Source organism: Vibrio sp. 10N.286.52.C3 (genome assembly GCF_041468865.1).
In the GTDB taxonomy this organism is placed as follows: Bacteria; Pseudomonadota; Gammaproteobacteria; order Enterobacterales; family Vibrionaceae; genus Vibrio; species Vibrio crassostreae_C.
The window spans coordinates 1-16,589 of sequence record NZ_JBFRJM010000049.1 but is presented as its reverse complement, the minus strand read 5'-3'; the positions used below and the strand labels follow the sequence as shown (position 1 = coordinate 16,589).

The window sequence follows — 16,589 nt, the reverse complement described above, 5'->3', positions numbered from 1 at the left end:
GCTTAAGGTTCTGTCTATGATCGGCCAATAGCTTATTTTGAACATCAGGCGAACCCTACCTAGGTTCTAATCTCATTTCTCATGTCCTGAAACGACGAAAGCCTGCTTAAGGAGCAGGCTTTCTAAATGTGGTCGGTGAGAGGGATTCGATTGGACTGGCATTCCAGCCCCATCCTCATGTTCTAAACCAGATTAAAATGCAAAAAAGCCGTAGCATCTCTGCTACGGCTTTCTTTAATGTGGTCGGTGAAGAGGGATTCGAACCCCCGACCCTCTGGTCCCAAACCAGATGCGCTACCAAGCTGCGCTATTCACCGAGATATCTAACTGGCTCATTGCCTGTCGATGGAGCGTATAATACGGGTTCTGAATTTATCCGCAAGGGCTTTTTCTCATATTTATTGCGATTTTGAATCGTTCGAACAAAAGACATACAACAACGAGCATGATGTGACGAAAAACACACAGTTACCAACAAGTATTTAACTTATGAAACAGGATTGATCCAGATCAGTGAATTGATAATGCTTGTTAATACACTAAGCCATGTCATATAACTTTGAGGTATACACATGGACTTTTGGCTAGATCTCCTATTTGGTAATGCGGTGGGACTATCTTCAATGATAGTAATCTTCGGGGCTCTGGGTCTCATGATGTTTTATGGAGGCTTCTTCATATACAAAGTTATGACTGAAAAATCTCCTCACTAGAATCGCTCTGCCTAAATCATTTACTTTTAAGTATTCTTTTACTTTATAAGTAAATGTCAAAACGCTTTGCACCGGAGCAGACTTATTGTCTTCTCCGGTTTTTTCATTTTTAAACCTAACCTCAACTTAGGTATACTTACCCTATCCTTCTCCAACTTGAGATACACACTATGTCTCATGATGATGACTTAGATCTATTCCAAGAAATGATGGGCGATGTTAAACGTATCGACCATGACACCGCTGAACACCAGAAAGTACACCGAGTCACCGAATCTCACCTTGCTAAGCGTGAAGCCGCTATGTGGCTGTCTGACGACGAGAAAGACTACTTATCATTAGACTATTCGCCAATGATCAAGCCAGACGATGTTGTTGCTTATAAAAAAGACGGTGTACAAGAAGGCGTATACAAAAAGCTGCGCCTAGGAAAATACCCTATTCAAGCCAAGCTCGACCTTCATAGGAAAACACTGAAAGACGCACGTAACGAAGTGCTTTCATTTTTGCGTCAGTGTTTAAGAATGGATGTTCGTACCGTCATCATTGTTCATGGTAAGGGTGAGCGTTCGAATCCACCTGCAATGATGAAAAGCTACGTGGCAAATTGGCTAACACAAATCAACGACGTTCAATGTGTTCATTCTGCTCAGCAATTTCATGGTGGTACGGGCGCAGTCTACGTAATGCTCAGAAAGAGTAATGAGAAAAAGCTAGAGAACAGAGAGCGCCATCAAAAACGCACCAGTTAATAGGTTGAGATAGATAAATGGACTAGTAACGATTTTGCATCAAGATCGATATTTCGTGCCTAGACTCACACCAAGTGCTAAAATTACCTCAGTTAACGAATTTCAACTCAAAGCAACTATCCAAAGGTTGCTTTTTGTTTATCTACATTTCCGTTGTGAAACGCTAAGAGAATATCATGTCACAAGAATCCCAAGCTAAACGCCTTAATAAATACATCAGTGAAACTGGTTTTTGCTCACGCCGCGAAGCCGATAAACTGATTGATGCAGGCCGAGTTACTATTAACGGTAAGATCCCTGAAATGGGTACTAAAGTCTTGCCAGGTGATGATGTTGAGATCGACAATAAGCCTGTTCGCTCAAAAGAGAAGCCGATTTACATTGCTCTCAATAAACCAACAGGTATCACCTGTACGACTGAGCGTGATATTCCTGGCAACATCGTCGACTTTATCGGCCACCACAAACGTATTTTCCCGATTGGTCGTCTAGATAAGCCTTCTGATGGTCTTATCTTCTTGACCAACGATGGCGACATCGTAAACAAGATCCTACGTGCAGGTAACAACCACGAGAAAGAATACGTGGTTCGTGTAGATAAGCCGATTACGACGGAATTCTTGAAGCAAATGAGCGCTGGCGTTCATATCCTTGATACAGTCACCTTGCCATGTAAGGTTGAGAAAGAGACTAAGTTCTCATTCCGAATTACGCTAACACAAGGCCTTAACCGCCAAATTCGCCGTATGTGTGAAGCGCTCGGTTATGAAGTATTTAAGCTACGCCGTGTTCGTATTATGAACATCTCATTAGACGGTATTCCTAACGGAAAATGGCGCTACCTGAGCGAAGAAGAGATCACTGAGATCTTAGCGATGTGTGAAGGCTCAGTAAGTACGGAAGATGCGTCAAAAATGAACGCGAAAGGTCAACGCATTCATAAAGCGACTGACGCGAAACTTTTTGACAGCCGTGAAGAGAACCAAGCTTCAACAGCGCGCCGTAATCAAAACGAGAACCGTACTCGCACTTACCGCGGTAACAATGCGGATGAATTCCGTCATGCACCTAACTCAAAGCGTGGCCGCAATTCATCAAATGGTGAAAGCGGTGGTAATACCGAGAACTGGAAATCGAACTCTCGTTCAGAGCGTTCTAATTCAGATAGAAACCGTTCGGATCGCAATCGCACAGATCGTAGAAGCGGTAAGCCGGCAAACCGCAGCCAAGATTCAAATAGACCGAACAAACCTGCACCAAAGCGTGTTGGTGGTACTTTAGGTCTGAAGAAGTAGTCTGAATCAGTAAGACGAGACACTCGATATAAAAACGCCCGCTAGATTAGTCTAGCGGGCGTTTTTGTTTGTCATTCGATAGTTTTATCATCATGACAACAATCTATAAACATAGATCAGCAAACTGGCCGCGAGTCAGAAGTGTTAAGTCTTTTGGGTCTAATTCAATCTCTAGCCCACGCTTACCTGCACTCACACAGATAGTTTCAAAATCTGTCGCACTGGAATGAACGAAGGTAGGCAGTGCTTTCTTCTGTCCAAGCGGACTAATGCCACCAACAACATAACCCGTGGTTTTCTGAGCAATCTCAGGATCGGCCATCTCTGCTTTTTTGCCTTTCGCTGCTTTAGCGGCAAGCTTTAGATTTAGCTTCTGGTCGACAGGAATAACGGCAACCGCCAAATCTTTCGCCACACCATTCAAGCAGAACAACAGCGTTTTGAATACACGTTTGGGATCTTGACCAAGCGCTTCAACGGCTTCTAAACCATAGTTCGTATTATTCGCATCATGATGATACTGGTGCACACTATGAGCGATTTTCTTTTTCTTGGCGAGATTGATTGCAGGGGTCATAACAAATCCAAACGATAGATAAACAAAAAGCGACGCCGAGGCGTCGCTTTAGTTAAATTTATCATGGTGCTAGAGTCAATCTAATTTAGCACCTATTGATACAATTACTTGTAAACCATTTGGCCTGAAGGCGCGTACTTGTTCACGTCAACCGGGCTGTTTGCTTCTAGGTACTCTTTCAGTACTTCAGCATCAACAAAACCAGTATTTACGTAACCTGGGTGGTCAGACAGTTTAGGGTAACCGTCACCACCAGCAGCGTTAAAGCTTGGTACTGTGAAACGGTATGTTTCGTCTAGACGAAGCTGTTTGCCACCGATGAATACATTCGATACTTCACCGTTCGCTACTGTCATAGAGATACCAGCAAACTGAGCGTAAGCACCAGAATCGATTGGTTTAGTTGCCACTACATTTAGGTAATCTAGAACTTCTTTACCCGTCATGTCTGTGTAAGTCAGGATGTTTGCAAAAGGTTGTACTGTTAGCACGTCTTTGTAAGTGACATTACCGGCTTCAATTGAGTCACGAACGCCACCAGAGTTCATCACAGCGAAGTCTGCTTTTGCACGCTCCATGTGAGAAGTCGCAATTAAACGACCTAGGTTGGTCTGTTGGAAGCGAACGACGTTACGATCGCCTTCAAGCTTGCCATTTGTCTCTGCGATTTGAACTTCTAGCTGTGCTTGACCTTGCTCTTGGAAAGGACGTAGGAATTCAAGTAGCTCTGGGTCTTGTGCGATTTCATCTTGAATAAGAACACGTTGCTTCTTACCGTCAATCTTAACTTTCTTCTTAAGGTTAACTGGAATCAGGTCGTAGCTCACCATTTCTAGTTCGCCGTTACGGAATTCGTAATCAGCACGACCTACGTACTTGCCCCACTCATGAGCTTGAACGATGTAAGTACCATTCTGTACGTCAGGCTTACACTCATCACCCGGCTTGAAGTTTTTCTTCGCAACGTTAGGGCCTTCCATACATACAGGCTCTTGAGAGTGACCACCAACGATCATATCTAGATCGCCTTCGTTTAGGTAACGAGCAAGTGCGACGTCACCCGGAGCATTAACACCACGTTGACCGTTCTCGTAGTGACCCATATGAGTCACAGCAAAGATTAGATCAGGTTTTTCTGTTTCTTTAAGTTCAGCGATTAGCTTCTTCGCTTCTTCTTTAGGATCACGGAAGTCGATGCCTGCGATAAATTCAGGGTTACCAATCTTTTGAGTATCTTCAGTTGTTAAACCAATAACCGCAATCTTGATGCCTTGCTTTTCGAACATCTCGTAAGCTTGGAACTTACGTTCACCTGTCGCTTTATCGTAGATGTTTGCAGATAGCATTGGGAAGTTAGCCCAGTCGATCTGCTTTTGTAATACGTCTAAAGAGTTATCAAACTCGTGGTTACCCAATGCCATGGCATCGTAACCAATTTTGTTCATACCTTTAAAATCAGGTTCTGCGTCCTGAAGGTCTGACTCTGGAACACCCGTGTTGATGTCACCGCCAGATAGAAGCAACACGCTACCGCCTTCTGCTTCAACTTCTGAACGAAGTTGGTCAACTAGCGTTTTACGTGCAGACATGCCGTATTCGCCATATTTATTCTGCCAGAAACGACCATGGTTATCGTTTGTGTGAAGAATCGTTAGCTTGTAAGTTTCGTCTTGGTTCCAATCATGAGCTGATTGAGACGCACACCCAGCTAGAGTAGCTAGAATTGCAGCACTTAGTGCTGTCTTTAGAATAAGGCGTTGCTTCATTGTCATACCTTTGAACTTTTTAGGGAATCCACTGCTTTTTATAATCTATTGCGACCCCTTTCCTGGAGTTCGAACAATAAGACTTCAACATGACTAATCTTAAATTAACATTCTAGATGTAACACGACGATTTCATATTTATGTCGAATTGGTCACGCATAGGTCAACAGTTAAGTGTAACAAAATTATGAGATTACACTCAAACTTCCCCTGCATCACAAGCAATCGTTTACTTACAAAGTGTGATGAATATCAGCAATTTACTGCAAACAGGACTGACCTCACACTCATATAAGAGTTTCTTAGGTAATAACCCGCCACGTTAACAACTCTTTAAATGAACGGTTTATGTTCGGCTGCTTTTACGAGATTAAAAAAAGCCCAATTCAGAGAACTGGGCTTTCTTAGATCAACTTTGTGAAATAACGTTTCCGTTACTTCACATCCATCTCAATTATTTAATATCAATATGCTCAAAGCCTTTGATAAGGTCATCAAGTGCTTTCATCTGCTTCAAGAACGGCTCTAGTTTGTCTAGAGGTAGCGCAGATGGGCCATCACAACGAGCTTGGTCTGGGTTTGGGTGAGCTTCAATGAACAGACCCGCAATACCCGTAGCAAGACCCGCTTTAGCAAGTTCAACCGTTTGCTCACGACGACCGCCAGATGCAGCACCTGATGGGTCACGCATTTGTAGAGAGTGCGTCACGTCGAAGATGATTGGGCTACCGTTTGAAGACTTCTTCATTACGCCAAAGCCAAGCATATCCACAACAAGGTTATCGTAACCCATGCAAGCGCCACGCTCACAAAGGATGATGTTGTCATTACCGCACTCAGCGAACTTATCAACGATGTTGCCAACTTGATTCGGGCTCATGAACTGAGGCTTCTTCACGTTGATTACTGCGCCAGTCTTAGCCATTGCTTCAACAAGATCAGTTTGACGAGCTAGGAATGCAGGTAGTTGGATTACATCAACCACATCCGCAACAGGCTGAGCTTGAGCTTCTGTGTGGATATCAGTAATGATCTTCACGCCGAAAGTATCTTTCAGCTCTTGGAAGATTTTGAGACCTTCTTCCATGCCTGGACCACGGTATGAATGAACTGAGCTGCGGTTCGCTTTATCAAAAGACGCCTTAAATACGTAAGGGATGCCCAGCTTCTCGGTTACTTTTACATAGTGCTCACAGATCTGCATAGCAAGATCGCGAGATTCAAGAACGTTCATGCCTGCAAATAGCGTAAATGGCTTGTCGTTAGCAATTGGCATATCGCCAATATGAACTGTTTTCTGTTCCATCATATTCTCTCTAAATAATTATTAATTAGTGAACGACCACTGTCTTTTCGTTCATGACGTTCACTTGAGATTTCAGTAACTCAGATGCCGGGTCATCTGGGCATTGGTCGATAAAGTATTGATAATCGGTTGCGGCTACTTGGTGACAGTCTAGCTGCTGATAGATAAAACCGCGGTCACGGATTTCATATGGGTCATCAGGTACAAACGTCAAAGCAAGGTCAGTACACTTCAATGCAAGTGTATAACGCTCTTCTCGCAGTAGTGCACTCTTGAGCAGGGCTAACCACTTACCAATAATTGTTGGGTGGTCGGCGACTTCTAAGTGCTCAGGTTTCACCTTAGCTAATGGGCCATCATGGCCAATTAACCATGCTCGCAGCGTTTGTTCGCCAACATACTCACCGTTATAAGGGTTAATATAGGCTGCAGCTTGCCCGTACCAACTTACTTTAAGTAAGAATTGAGTCGGGAAAGAGACGCCCTCTACAGGAAAGCCTAGCTTGCGACCTAGAAAAAGAAAGATCGCCCCCAGACTCACTGGAATGCCTTTCTTTCTCTCAAGCACTTTATCGATGAACGCGTTTTCCGAAGAGAAATACGCATCTTTATCGCCAGCAAAACCCCATTCATAAAAGAATAGTCGAATAAAAGATTCAAACTTCTGCTGTTCATCGGTTTCATTAACCAAAGCAAACTCGGCGTCTTTTAACAATCTCGCCAGCTCTTGCTCTGCCCAACTGTCTTGAGTTTCTGGGTTAATCGCTTTATTTAAGATCAATGCACCTTCAGCTAACTCTAGCTGGTCAAAGTCTTCATCAAAAAATTCGTACATAGATAGTTAACCGAAATAAGGAGATAATTAACCGAAAAATGTTGGTGTCTTGGTCATTGCGATTTTGCCTGCCATCGCTAACCAGCCAAGCGCACCAAAGAAAGAGAATACTCTCAGTAGCTTGTTTTTACCTAGCTTAAGCGCAAAGAAACCTAATGCGATGTAAGCCATAACACAAGTTAGTTTTTCGGTTAACCATGGTGCTGCTGGTGTAAATGGAATAAAGCCAGTGATGAAAATCAAACCAATGCCCGATAGCAATAGCAACGAGTCATTGATATGAGGGAAACGCTGCAAGAAAGGATGCTTAAGCTTAGGTGAGTTAGCCATCATAAGAGCGAAACGAATCGAGAGAAGTAGCGCACTTATAGCAATCGTTAATAGGTGAAAATGTTTTAGACCTTCGTACATGGTATTCCTTTATATTTTTATATGTGCTTTCGTTAACACGAGCCTCACAATACCCGTTAATGCTCTGTGGTTCTGCATAAAATCTCTGTATTTCTGCGTTAAATGCATTATCGGGTTAAATGTATTGTCGAGTTAAAGGTATCAATTTAGCAAGTTCATCATCCATTGCTCACAAGACGATTAACAATCACTAACTATGAACAGTAACGACCCAATGTCACTCGGTCATTACCACCGTAATCTTTCTCTGTGACAACATCGAGATAACCGAGCGCCTGCATAATCTCACGAACTGCCAAACCTTGGTCATAGCCGTGTTCAAATGCTAACCAACCTTCATTTTCCAAAAAGCCACGTGCGTTTTCAGAAATGTATCGAATATCTGCAAGCCCTTTCTCTTCAGCAACCAGTGCTGTGATCGGCTCAAAACGCACATCGCCTTGAGACAAATGAGGATCATTCTTCTCAATGTATGGCGGGTTAGAAACAATCAGAGAGAATTTCACAACGCCTTCAGAGCTCAAAGGCTCAAACCAACTACCATGCAAAAAAGTCGCATTGGTGATGTTGAGACGCTGTGCATTCTCTGTCGCCAGCTGCTGCGCTTCAGGGCGAAGATCAATACCCGTTACCTGTCGGTTCGGCATCTCTGACGCCAATGCTAACGCGATAGCACCTGTACCTGTCCCTAAATCTAGAATCGCACCTTGCTTGCCGTAAGTTTTATCCAAAGCCACCTCAACCAAACGCTCAGTATCTGGGCGTGGAATTAAGGTAGAAGGAGAAACTTTTAACGGCAGTGACCAAAACTCACGCTCACCGATAATATAAGCCACAGGCTCACCAGTTAAGCGACGTTTTAGAAGGGCATTGAATTCAGACTCTTGCTCTGAGGTGAGATGCTTCTCAGGCCAAGTCAGTAGGTAAGATCTTGGTTTATCTAAGGCGTGACAAAGCAGTACCGCTGCATCAATAGAGGGTGATGTGTTATCACCCTCTTGAAGCTTTACGATTGCTGCTTTTAAAGCACTTTCAACCGTATATGCTGACTGCATACAGGTTAGTTGTTCTCTGCAAGTGCAGCAAGCTGATCGGCTTGGTGCTCTTGAAGTACAGGATCAAGCAAGCTTTGCATGTCACCTTCAAGTACTTCGTTAAGACGGTAGATAGTAAGGTTGATACGGTGATCCGAAACACGACCTTGTGGGTAGTTGTACGTACGAATACGGTCACTACGGTCACCAGAACCTAATAGGTTACGACGTGTATCAGAAACCGCTGCCGCGCGGCGCTCTTCTTCTGCTTGAACAATACGAGCAGCAAGAACAGCCATCGCTTTCGCTTTGTTTTTATGCTGAGAACGCTCGTCCTGACACTCTACTACTGTACCCGTTGGTAAGTGAGTAATACGGATTGCTGAATCCGTGGTGTTAACGTGCTGACCACCCGCGCCTGATGCACGGAAAGTATCAATTTTAAGATCGCCCGCTTTGATTTCAGGCAGATCAGCTTCTGGGATCTCAGGCATAACTGCAACTGTACATGCTGACGTGTGAACACGGCCTTGAGATTCAGTTTCAGGTACACGTTGTACACGGTGACCGCCCGACTCAAACTTCATGGTGCCGTAAACAGCATCGCCGCTTACCTTAGCGATCATCTCTTTGTAGCCGCCTTGTTCAGAAGCATTGCTGCTCATGATTTCAACGCGCCAACCTTTCTTCTCAGCAAACTTAGAGTACATACGGAACAGGTTGCCCGCGAAGATACCCGCTTCATCACCACCCGCGCCTGCACGGATTTCAAGGAAACAGTTGCGCTCATCGTTTGGATCTTTTGGAATCAGAAGAATCTGTAGCTCATCAGTCAAACGTTCAATCGCCGCTTTTGCGTCTTTAATTTCGTCTTGAGCCATTTCACGCATTTCAGCGTCATCTTCGTTCGCCATCTCTTCAGCAGCTTCTAAATCTTCTTGAGCTTGCTGGTATGACTGGAAGCAAGCCGTTACTTCTTCTAGTTGAGAGTACTCTTTAGAAAGTGCACGGAATTTGTCTTGATTCCCGATTACATCTGGATCACCAAGTAGATGTTGAACTTCTTCATAGCGTTCAACAAGTGTTTCAAGCTTTACTAGAATCGAGGCTTTCATAATGTCTTATTCTGTTGGAGGTCTAATATTATTGAGGGTTTTCTAAGCCCAAACTCTGTCTAATGACCATTAATTTTGCAGGTTCTCCTTGCTCTGCTGCACTTTGAAGTGCGCGCGTTGGAGCATGGATCAATTTGTTTGTGAGCTTATTACTTAGCTCAAGTAAGACTTTTTCAGGGTCACCGCCAGCGGCAAGTGATTGTAAACTCTTACTTAATAATTCTTCTCGGATTTCGTTGGCCGATTTACGGTAGTCACGAATACTGTCTACTGCTTGCAGTGAACGCATCCAACTCATGAATGCCGCACTTTCTTCGCTAACTATTGCTTCCGCTTGAATCGCTTCCACTTTGCGTTGTTCAATGTTGCCATCAACAATCGACTGCAGATCATCCACAGAATAAAGGTAGGCGTCGTTTAATTCGCCGACCTGAGATTCCACATCACGCGGAACCGCAATATCAACCAATAACATAGGTTGATGTTTTCTCGTCTTCAGCGCGGTCTCTACCATACCCTTACCTATAATCGGTAACGGACTGGCGGTTGAGCTGATCACGATATCCGCTCGATGCAGATGATCAGGGATCTCATTTAGGCTGATCACTTCAGCACCAAACTCTTCAGCCAGCCCTAAAGCACGCTCACGAGTTCGGTTAGCCACTATCATCTTGGTACAGCCATTTGCTGAAAGATGCTTAGCCACCAACTCAATCGTTTCACCCGCCCCCACCAATAACACGGTTGAATCGGCAATCGATTCAAATATGTGCTTGGCTAACGTACAAGCTGCGTAAGCAACCGAAACCGCGCTTCCGCCGATCTCCGTTTCAGTTCGAACACGCTTCGCGACAGAGAATGATTTCTGGAACAGTTTTTCCATTGAAGCATCAACAGATTTGTTCTCTCGCGAGTCTGTATAAGCTTGCTTCACCTGACCTAAGATCTGTGGCTCGCCCAATACTAAAGAGTCCAAACCACAAGCTACACGCATTAAATGTTTAATCGCAGCCTGCTCTTCATGGATATAAAGGCTTGGTTTTAGCTCTTCAGGGCTAACTTGATGGAAAACTGACAACCAATCGATCAACTTGTTTTTTGCCACGCCTTTGACGTCACAATACACTTCAGTTCGATTACAGGTAGAAAGTATGACACTTCCATTTACGTGTGCATTTGCGTTAAGTTGCTTGAGTGCCTCAGATAATTTATCTGGACCAAAAGCGACTTTTTCTCGCAATTCAACCGACGCTGTATTGTGATTGATACCTACGGCAAGCAAAGACATGTATCAGAAGTTCTCGATCAGGGAATGGAAACAAGGGGCGAATTTTACTTGATGCATGGCTCTATTTAAAGAGCAAGCGGGATTTGTTTTCCTGACTTCGTGAATTCAATGCTATAGTTGAAGCGTTTTTTAGATAAATTTGAACAAGTTGTGAGCAAATATGAGCAAGCTTCTCAAAATCACGTCTCTTATTTTTATGACCATAATTATGGTGGGTTGCTCGTCTATCCCAGAACAACCAACCAGCGTCGAGTGGCAAAGTCACCAAGATCGGCTTTTACAGATAGAAAACTATCAAGCGTCAGGCAAGCTCGCTTACATTTCCCCAGAGCAACGCCAAAGCCTCAATTTCATTTGGAAGCACTCTCCAAATAAAAGTCAATTAAGGCTTACGACGTTTCTCGGTCAAACCGCATTGAACCTAACCATTGATCCATCGGGTGCAAAAGTCGTGACCTATGATGACCAAATCTTTACTCATGCGAGTGCTTCAATCTTGGTTGAGCAGCTGACAGGCTTACAGATCCCCATTGATCATCTACCACAATGGTTCCTTGGCATTCCAGACCAAGCCGATTCCTATCAACTCAACAGCACCAACACGCTTGAATCTCTGTCCAAACAAGTCAGCAGTCAATTATGGACACTGAATTTTGCTAACTATCGCAATACAGAGATGCCGAGTAAGCAACTATCGAATGAAGACAACGCAAAAGTAGAGACAATCCCACTCCCTACTCGATTGTCATTCAAGCAAAACGAGAACAAAATCAACATTGTAGTTTCGAAGTGGACACTGAAAAAATGATAACAACGCCAACCCATTGGCCCTCTCCGGCTAAACTGAATTTATTTCTCTATATCACTGGTCGACGTGACAATGGCTATCACGAACTTCAAACCTTATTTCAGTTTGTCGATTTTGGTGATGAACTGACGGTCACTGCAAATAAAAAAACAAGTGCGATCACAATAAGCCCTGCAATTCCGGGCGTTGCTACAGAAGACAACCTTATTTGGAAAGCGGCTACGGCCCTTCAACAATACACATCGACCTCTTTCGGTGCGGATATTGAACTCAAGAAAGTGCTGCCTATGGGTGGTGGTATTGGTGGAGGCTCTTCAAACGCAGCAACCGTGTTGGTCGCCCTGAATTATTTATGGCAACTCAACCTCTCGGATGATCAGCTCGCTAAGATCGGTTTGAAGCTTGGTGCTGACGTTCCTGTCTTCGTTCGAGGCTACGCCGCCTTTGCTGAAGGCGTTGGAGAACAGCTACAGCCAGCTAATCCGGATGAGAAATGGTATCTTGTGGTTAAACCTCAAGTGAGCATAGCAACTGTAGACATATTCACACATTCAGAATTAACTCGAAACACGCCAAAGCGAGCGCTATCAACGCTTCTAGAGCAAGAATACGTAAACGATTGCGAAAAAATTGTGCGAATGCTGTACCCAGAGGTTGATAAGCAACTTTCATGGCTGCTACAATACGCGCCGTCGAGATTGACTGGCACAGGTTCGTGCGTTTTTGCTGAATTTAACAGCGAAAAAGACGCCGAATTGGTGCGAGAACAACTGCCTGACACAGTTTCCGCTTTCGTAGCGAAAGGAAGAAACATTTCTCCTTTAAAAGAAACTCTGGCTGAATACCAATCAGCCCACCCACAATCTATTTAAAACTGGACGCAACCCGAGGTTTCCACCGTGCCTGATATGAAGCTATTTGCTGGTAACGCAACACCTGAACTAGCCCAACGTATTGCTGATCGTCTATACATCTCTCTTGGCGATGCTACTGTAGACCGTTTTTCTGATGGCGAAGTCGCTGTTCAAATCAATGAAAACGTTCGTGGTAGCGATGTATTCCTGATTCAATCAACTTGTGCACCAACCAATGACAACCTTATGGAATTGGTGGTAATGATTGACGCAATGCGCCGTGCTTCTGCTGGCCGTATTACTGCTGTAATCCCTTACTTCGGTTATGCCCGTCAAGATCGTCGTGTACGTTCTGCTCGTGTGCCAATTACTGCAAAAGTTGTTGCAGATTTCCTTTCTAACGTTGGCGTTGACCGCGTTCTTACTATCGACCTACACGCAGAGCAAATCCAAGGCTTCTTCGATGTACCAGTTGATAACATCTTCGGTACTCCAGTTCTTCTAGAAGACATGGCTAACCGTGGCCTAGAAAACCCAGTTGTGGTTTCTCCAGACCTTGGTGGTGTTGTACGTGCTCGTGCAACGGCTAAAGCGCTAGGTGATGTTGACATCGCTATCGTTGATAAGCGTCGTCCACGTGCTAACGTTTCTGAAGTAATGAACCTAATCGGTGATGTTGAAGGCCGTGACTGTGTTATCGTTGATGACATGATCGATACAGGTGGCACACTATGTAAAGCAGCTGAAGCACTTAAAGAGCGCGGTGCTAAGCGTGTATTCGCTTACGCAACTCACGCTGTTTTCTCTGGTACTGCTGCGAACAACATCAAGAACTCTGTTCTAGACCAAGTTATCGTAACGGATTCTATCTCTCTATCTCCAGAGATGGCTGCGACTGGTAAAGTGACAACACTTAGCCTTTCTCGCATGCTTGCTGAAGCGATTCGTCGTATCAGCAACGAAGAATCAATCTCAGCGATGTTCAACTAATCAGAGCTCAATAGCTTTGTTTTAGAAACACGTGAGAGAAAAACATTAAGCACTTCATTCAATGAAGTGCTTTTTTTATGTCTGAGTAATATTGCCCTACTAGTTATCACAAACAGGAATAATCGAGCAGCTATCAGCTAGCTCGCACCTTTTTCATAAACTGTGATATCATACGGCGCTTTTTGAAATCCCAAGAGAGATCCATACCTTGAGCCAACAAATAAAACTTCTCGTTGGACTGGCTAATCCAGGTCCAGAATACGCCAAAACTCGCCACAATGCGGGTGCTTGGGTAGTTGAAGAATTAGCGCGTGTACATAACGTGACACTAAAGAACGAACCAAAGTTCTTTGGCCTAACGGGTCGTATCATGGTTCACGGTGAAGATCTTCGTTTGCTGATCCCAACTACTTTTATGAACTTGTCAGGCAAAGCAGTTGCAGCCTTAGCAAAGTTCTACCAAATTAAACCTGAAGAGATCATGGTCGCTCACGACGAGTTAGATCTGCCTCCTGGTATTGGAAAGTTTAAAAAAGGTGGTGGTCATGGTGGACATAATGGTCTGAAAGACATCATCAGCAAACAGGGTAACAATAAAGAATTCTATCGTCTTAGATTAGGCATTGGCCATCCAGGACACAAAGATAAAGTTGCAGGTTATGTATTAGGCAAAGCTCCTCAAAAAGAGCAAGAGTGTATCGAGGCCGTCGTTGACGAATCGGTTCGCAGCCTAGACATCTTATTGAAAGATGGCCTACCAAAAGCACAAAATCGCTTACATACGTTCAAAGCAGAATAAGGTTTATATCATGGGTTTTAAATGTGGCATCGTTGGTCTACCAAACGTTGGTAAGTCAACTCTGTTTAACGCACTGACTAAAGCAGGCATCGAAGCAGCAAACTTTCCATTTTGTACGATCGAACCAAACACAGGTATCGTTCCGGTTCCAGATCTACGCTTAGATGCATTAGCAAAAATTGTTAATCCACAGAAGATCCTTCCAACGACAATGGAATTCGTAGATATCGCGGGCCTAGTAGCTGGCGCATCTAAAGGTGAAGGTCTTGGTAACAAATTCCTAGCTAACATCCGTGAAACTGACGCTATCGGTCACGTTGTGCGCTGCTTTGAAAATGAAAACATTGTTCACGTTGCTGGCAAAGTATCTCCAATCGAAGATATCGAAGTTATCAACCTTGAACTTGCACTGGCTGACTTAGACAGCTGTGAGCGTGCAATTCAACGTAACGCGAAGAAAGCGAAAGGCGGCGACAAAGACGCTAAATTCGAAATCACTGTACTAGAAAAACTACTTCCAGTTCTAACTGAAGGTGGTATGGCGCGTACTGTTGAACTTGGCAAAGAAGAAGCGGCAGCAATCGGCTACCTAAACTTCCTAACGCTTAAGCCAACAATGTACATCGCAAACGTTGCAGAAGATGGTTTTGAAAATAACCCATACCTAGACGCTGTTCGTGAATACGCTGAAAACGAAAACAACGTAGTTGTTGCTGTTTGTGCAGCAATCGAATCTGAGCTTTCTGAACTTGACGACGAAGATCGCGAAGAGTTCCTAGCGGATATGGGTATCGAAGAGCCAGGTCTTAACCGAGTGATCCGCTCTGGTTACGAACTACTGACTCTTCAAACTTACTTCACAGCTGGCGTTAAAGAAGTTCGTGCTTGGACAATCCCTGTAGGTGCAACTGCGCCACAAGCAGCGGGTAAGATCCATACAGACTTCGAGAAAGGTTTCATCCGTGCTGAAGTTGTTGGATTTGATCACTTCATCGAATTTAACGGTGAGAGCGGAGCGAAAGACGCAGGTAAATGGCGCCTTGAAGGTAAAGAATACATCGTTAAAGATGGTGACGTTGTTCACTTCCGCTTCAACGTATAATTCTGATTAAACATCTAGAAAAAAGGCCAGTGAATTCACTGGCCTTTTTGTTTTTCCCCTTTCTAAATTGCCTCTCATCAGAAACTTAACTTCCTATATATATCGCCTTTTAGACCTGTTTTTTGTCGACAAATACGCCTCTTTGCCTAAAAAGAAACCGAACAGATGTTTATTCGCGATTTATTCAAAAAAAAAGTTGACGGGTTTCGCTCAACTACGCATAATGCGCCCCGTTCACAACGAAGCGGCAACGTCTCGAAATGAACGACAATTTGGAAATGGCTACTTAGCTCAGTTGGTTAGAGCACATCACTCATAATGATGGGGTCGCAGGTTCAAATCCCGCAGTAGCCACCATTTCCTAAGCACTCTGTTTGTTATTAAACACATGTTTATTAACGACAAGAGTTTTTAGGAAAGTAAAGCGGTCGTGGCGGAATTGGTAGACGCACCAGATTTAGGTTCTGGCGCCGAGAGGTGTGAGAGTTCAAGTCTCTCCGACCGCACCATTATTTAGATATCTTAAGTGATATCATTGTTGGGCTATCGCCAAGCGGTAAGGCACTGGCTTTTGATGCCAGCATTCCCTGGTTCGAATCCAGGTAGCCCAGCCACTATTTAAAGTGTAATTATCTTTAAAAAGATAATGGCATTGGAAGCGAGATTATATTATATTACTTCGCTCTCAGATGGCTACTTAGCTCAGTTGGTTAGAGCACATCACTCATAATGATGGGGTCGCAGGTTCAAATCCCGCAGTAGCCACCATTCTTTCTTTATGAAAGAAGAACAAACAACGTTATATTGAATCACCAATGTCGATATAACTATACTCTTCGCTAGAGTAAAAGCTTTGCTGCGGTCGTGGCGGAATTGGTAGACGCACCAGATTTAGGTTCTGGCGCCGAGAGGTGTGAGAGTTCAAGTCTCTCCGACCGCACCAT

At 44.0% G+C, this 16,589-nt stretch carries 16 protein-coding genes and 6 tRNA genes; 13 read left to right on the top strand and 9 right to left on the bottom strand.

The features are described from left to right. Window positions 1–240: 240 nt before the first annotated feature. Window positions 241–317 (bottom strand) — tRNA-Pro (locus tag AB4138_RS16245). Window positions 318–572: 255 nt separating this feature from the next. Here AB4138_RS16245 and AB4138_RS16240 point away from each other — a divergent pair. From AB4138_RS16240 to rluF, 3 genes are all read left to right on the top strand, one after another. Continuing rightward, entirely contained in the window at window positions 573–713 is a 141-nt protein-coding gene (locus AB4138_RS16240; RefSeq protein ID WP_017062321.1) for a DUF3149 domain-containing protein, read from the top strand. A gap of 170 nt (window positions 714–883) precedes the next feature. Further along, on the top strand, window positions 884–1,465 hold the full coding sequence (smrA, locus tag AB4138_RS16235) for a DNA endonuclease SmrA (RefSeq protein WP_017062320.1): 582 nt from the start codon (window positions 884–886) through the stop codon (window positions 1,463–1,465). A gap of 176 nt (window positions 1,466–1,641) precedes the next feature. Beyond that, complete coding sequence (gene rluF / locus AB4138_RS16230; RefSeq protein ID WP_372306831.1) at window positions 1,642–2,760, top strand: 23S rRNA pseudouridine(2604) synthase RluF; 1,119 nt, start codon at window positions 1,642–1,644, stop codon at window positions 2,758–2,760. 103 nt (window positions 2,761–2,863) lie between these two features. Here the strand turns inward: rluF and ybaK are convergent, their stop codons facing one another. The 8 genes from ybaK to hemA all read right to left on the bottom strand — a co-directional run bounded on the left by ybaK (window position 2,864) and on the right by hemA (window position 11,092). Continuing rightward, window positions 2,864–3,337 carry a Cys-tRNA(Pro) deacylase gene (ybaK, locus tag AB4138_RS16225; protein WP_017069618.1) on the bottom strand — a complete coding sequence of 158 codons (474 nt, stop codon included), beginning with the start codon at window positions 3,335–3,337 and terminating at the stop codon, window positions 2,864–2,866. 104 nt (window positions 3,338–3,441) lie between these two features. Next, entirely contained in the window at window positions 3,442–5,103 is a 1,662-nt protein-coding gene (ushA, locus tag AB4138_RS16220; protein ID WP_017062317.1) for a bifunctional UDP-sugar hydrolase/5'-nucleotidase UshA, read from the bottom strand. A 454-nt stretch (window positions 5,104–5,557) separates the two neighbouring features. Continuing rightward, entirely contained in the window at window positions 5,558–6,412 is an 855-nt protein-coding gene (kdsA, locus tag AB4138_RS16215) for a 3-deoxy-8-phosphooctulonate synthase (RefSeq protein WP_017069619.1), read from the bottom strand. A gap of 22 nt (window positions 6,413–6,434) precedes the next feature. Further along, window positions 6,435–7,244, bottom strand: a complete 810-nt coding sequence (locus AB4138_RS16210) for a SirB1 family protein (RefSeq protein ID WP_017064164.1) — start codon at window positions 7,242–7,244, stop codon at window positions 6,435–6,437. A 27-nt stretch (window positions 7,245–7,271) separates the two neighbouring features. Next, window positions 7,272–7,655 carry a SirB2 family protein gene (locus AB4138_RS16205; protein WP_009848726.1) on the bottom strand — a complete coding sequence of 128 codons (384 nt, stop codon included), beginning with the start codon at window positions 7,653–7,655 and terminating at the stop codon, window positions 7,272–7,274. Between the two features lie 194 nt (window positions 7,656–7,849). After that, a complete protein-coding gene (gene prmC, locus AB4138_RS16200; protein WP_102333666.1) occupies window positions 7,850–8,710 on the bottom strand; it encodes a peptide chain release factor N(5)-glutamine methyltransferase in 861 nt (286 codons plus the stop codon). A 5-nt stretch (window positions 8,711–8,715) separates the two neighbouring features. Continuing rightward, complete coding sequence (prfA, locus tag AB4138_RS16195; RefSeq protein ID WP_019821589.1) at window positions 8,716–9,804, bottom strand: peptide chain release factor 1; 1,089 nt, start codon at window positions 9,802–9,804, stop codon at window positions 8,716–8,718. 28 nt (window positions 9,805–9,832) lie between these two features. Further along, window positions 9,833–11,092 carry a glutamyl-tRNA reductase gene (gene hemA, locus AB4138_RS16190; protein ID WP_048659779.1) on the bottom strand — a complete coding sequence of 420 codons (1,260 nt, stop codon included), beginning with the start codon at window positions 11,090–11,092 and terminating at the stop codon, window positions 9,833–9,835. 160 nt (window positions 11,093–11,252) lie between these two features. On the opposite strand from hemA, the gene lolB reads away from it, so the two are divergent. The 10 genes from lolB (at window position 11,253) to AB4138_RS16140 (ending at window position 16,588) form a co-directional block, all read left to right on the top strand. Then, window positions 11,253–11,900: a lipoprotein insertase outer membrane protein LolB gene (gene lolB, locus AB4138_RS16185; RefSeq protein WP_102431676.1), complete on the top strand. Its 648-nt coding sequence runs from the start codon at window positions 11,253–11,255 to the stop codon at window positions 11,898–11,900. Continuing rightward, window positions 11,897–12,772, top strand: coding sequence for a 4-(cytidine 5'-diphospho)-2-C-methyl-D-erythritol kinase (ispE, locus tag AB4138_RS16180; protein ID WP_048669175.1), 876 nt, complete (start codon window positions 11,897–11,899; stop codon window positions 12,770–12,772). Before lolB ends, ispE begins: the two co-directional genes overlap by 4 nt. Window positions 12,773–12,799: 27 nt before the next feature. Then, complete coding sequence (locus AB4138_RS16175; protein ID WP_004739814.1) at window positions 12,800–13,744, top strand: ribose-phosphate pyrophosphokinase; 945 nt, start codon at window positions 12,800–12,802, stop codon at window positions 13,742–13,744. A 208-nt stretch (window positions 13,745–13,952) separates the two neighbouring features. Continuing rightward, entirely contained in the window at window positions 13,953–14,543 is a 591-nt protein-coding gene (pth, locus tag AB4138_RS16170; RefSeq protein ID WP_004739815.1) for an aminoacyl-tRNA hydrolase, read from the top strand. A 10-nt stretch (window positions 14,544–14,553) separates the two neighbouring features. Continuing rightward, a complete protein-coding gene (gene ychF / locus AB4138_RS16165; protein ID WP_010439159.1) occupies window positions 14,554–15,645 on the top strand; it encodes a redox-regulated ATPase YchF in 1,092 nt (363 codons plus the stop codon). Between the two features lie 280 nt (window positions 15,646–15,925). After that, window positions 15,926–16,002: transfer RNA gene (locus tag AB4138_RS16160), tRNA-Met, on the top strand. A 67-nt stretch (window positions 16,003–16,069) separates the two neighbouring features. Continuing rightward, a tRNA-Leu gene (locus AB4138_RS16155) sits at window positions 16,070–16,154 on the top strand. Window positions 16,155–16,184: 30 nt separating this feature from the next. Next, window positions 16,185–16,259 (top strand) — tRNA-Gln (locus tag AB4138_RS16150). A 77-nt stretch (window positions 16,260–16,336) separates the two neighbouring features. Beyond that, window positions 16,337–16,413 (top strand) — tRNA-Met (locus AB4138_RS16145). Between the two features lie 90 nt (window positions 16,414–16,503). Beyond that, window positions 16,504–16,588, top strand: a tRNA-Leu gene (locus tag AB4138_RS16140). Window position 16,589 lies beyond the last annotated feature (1 nt).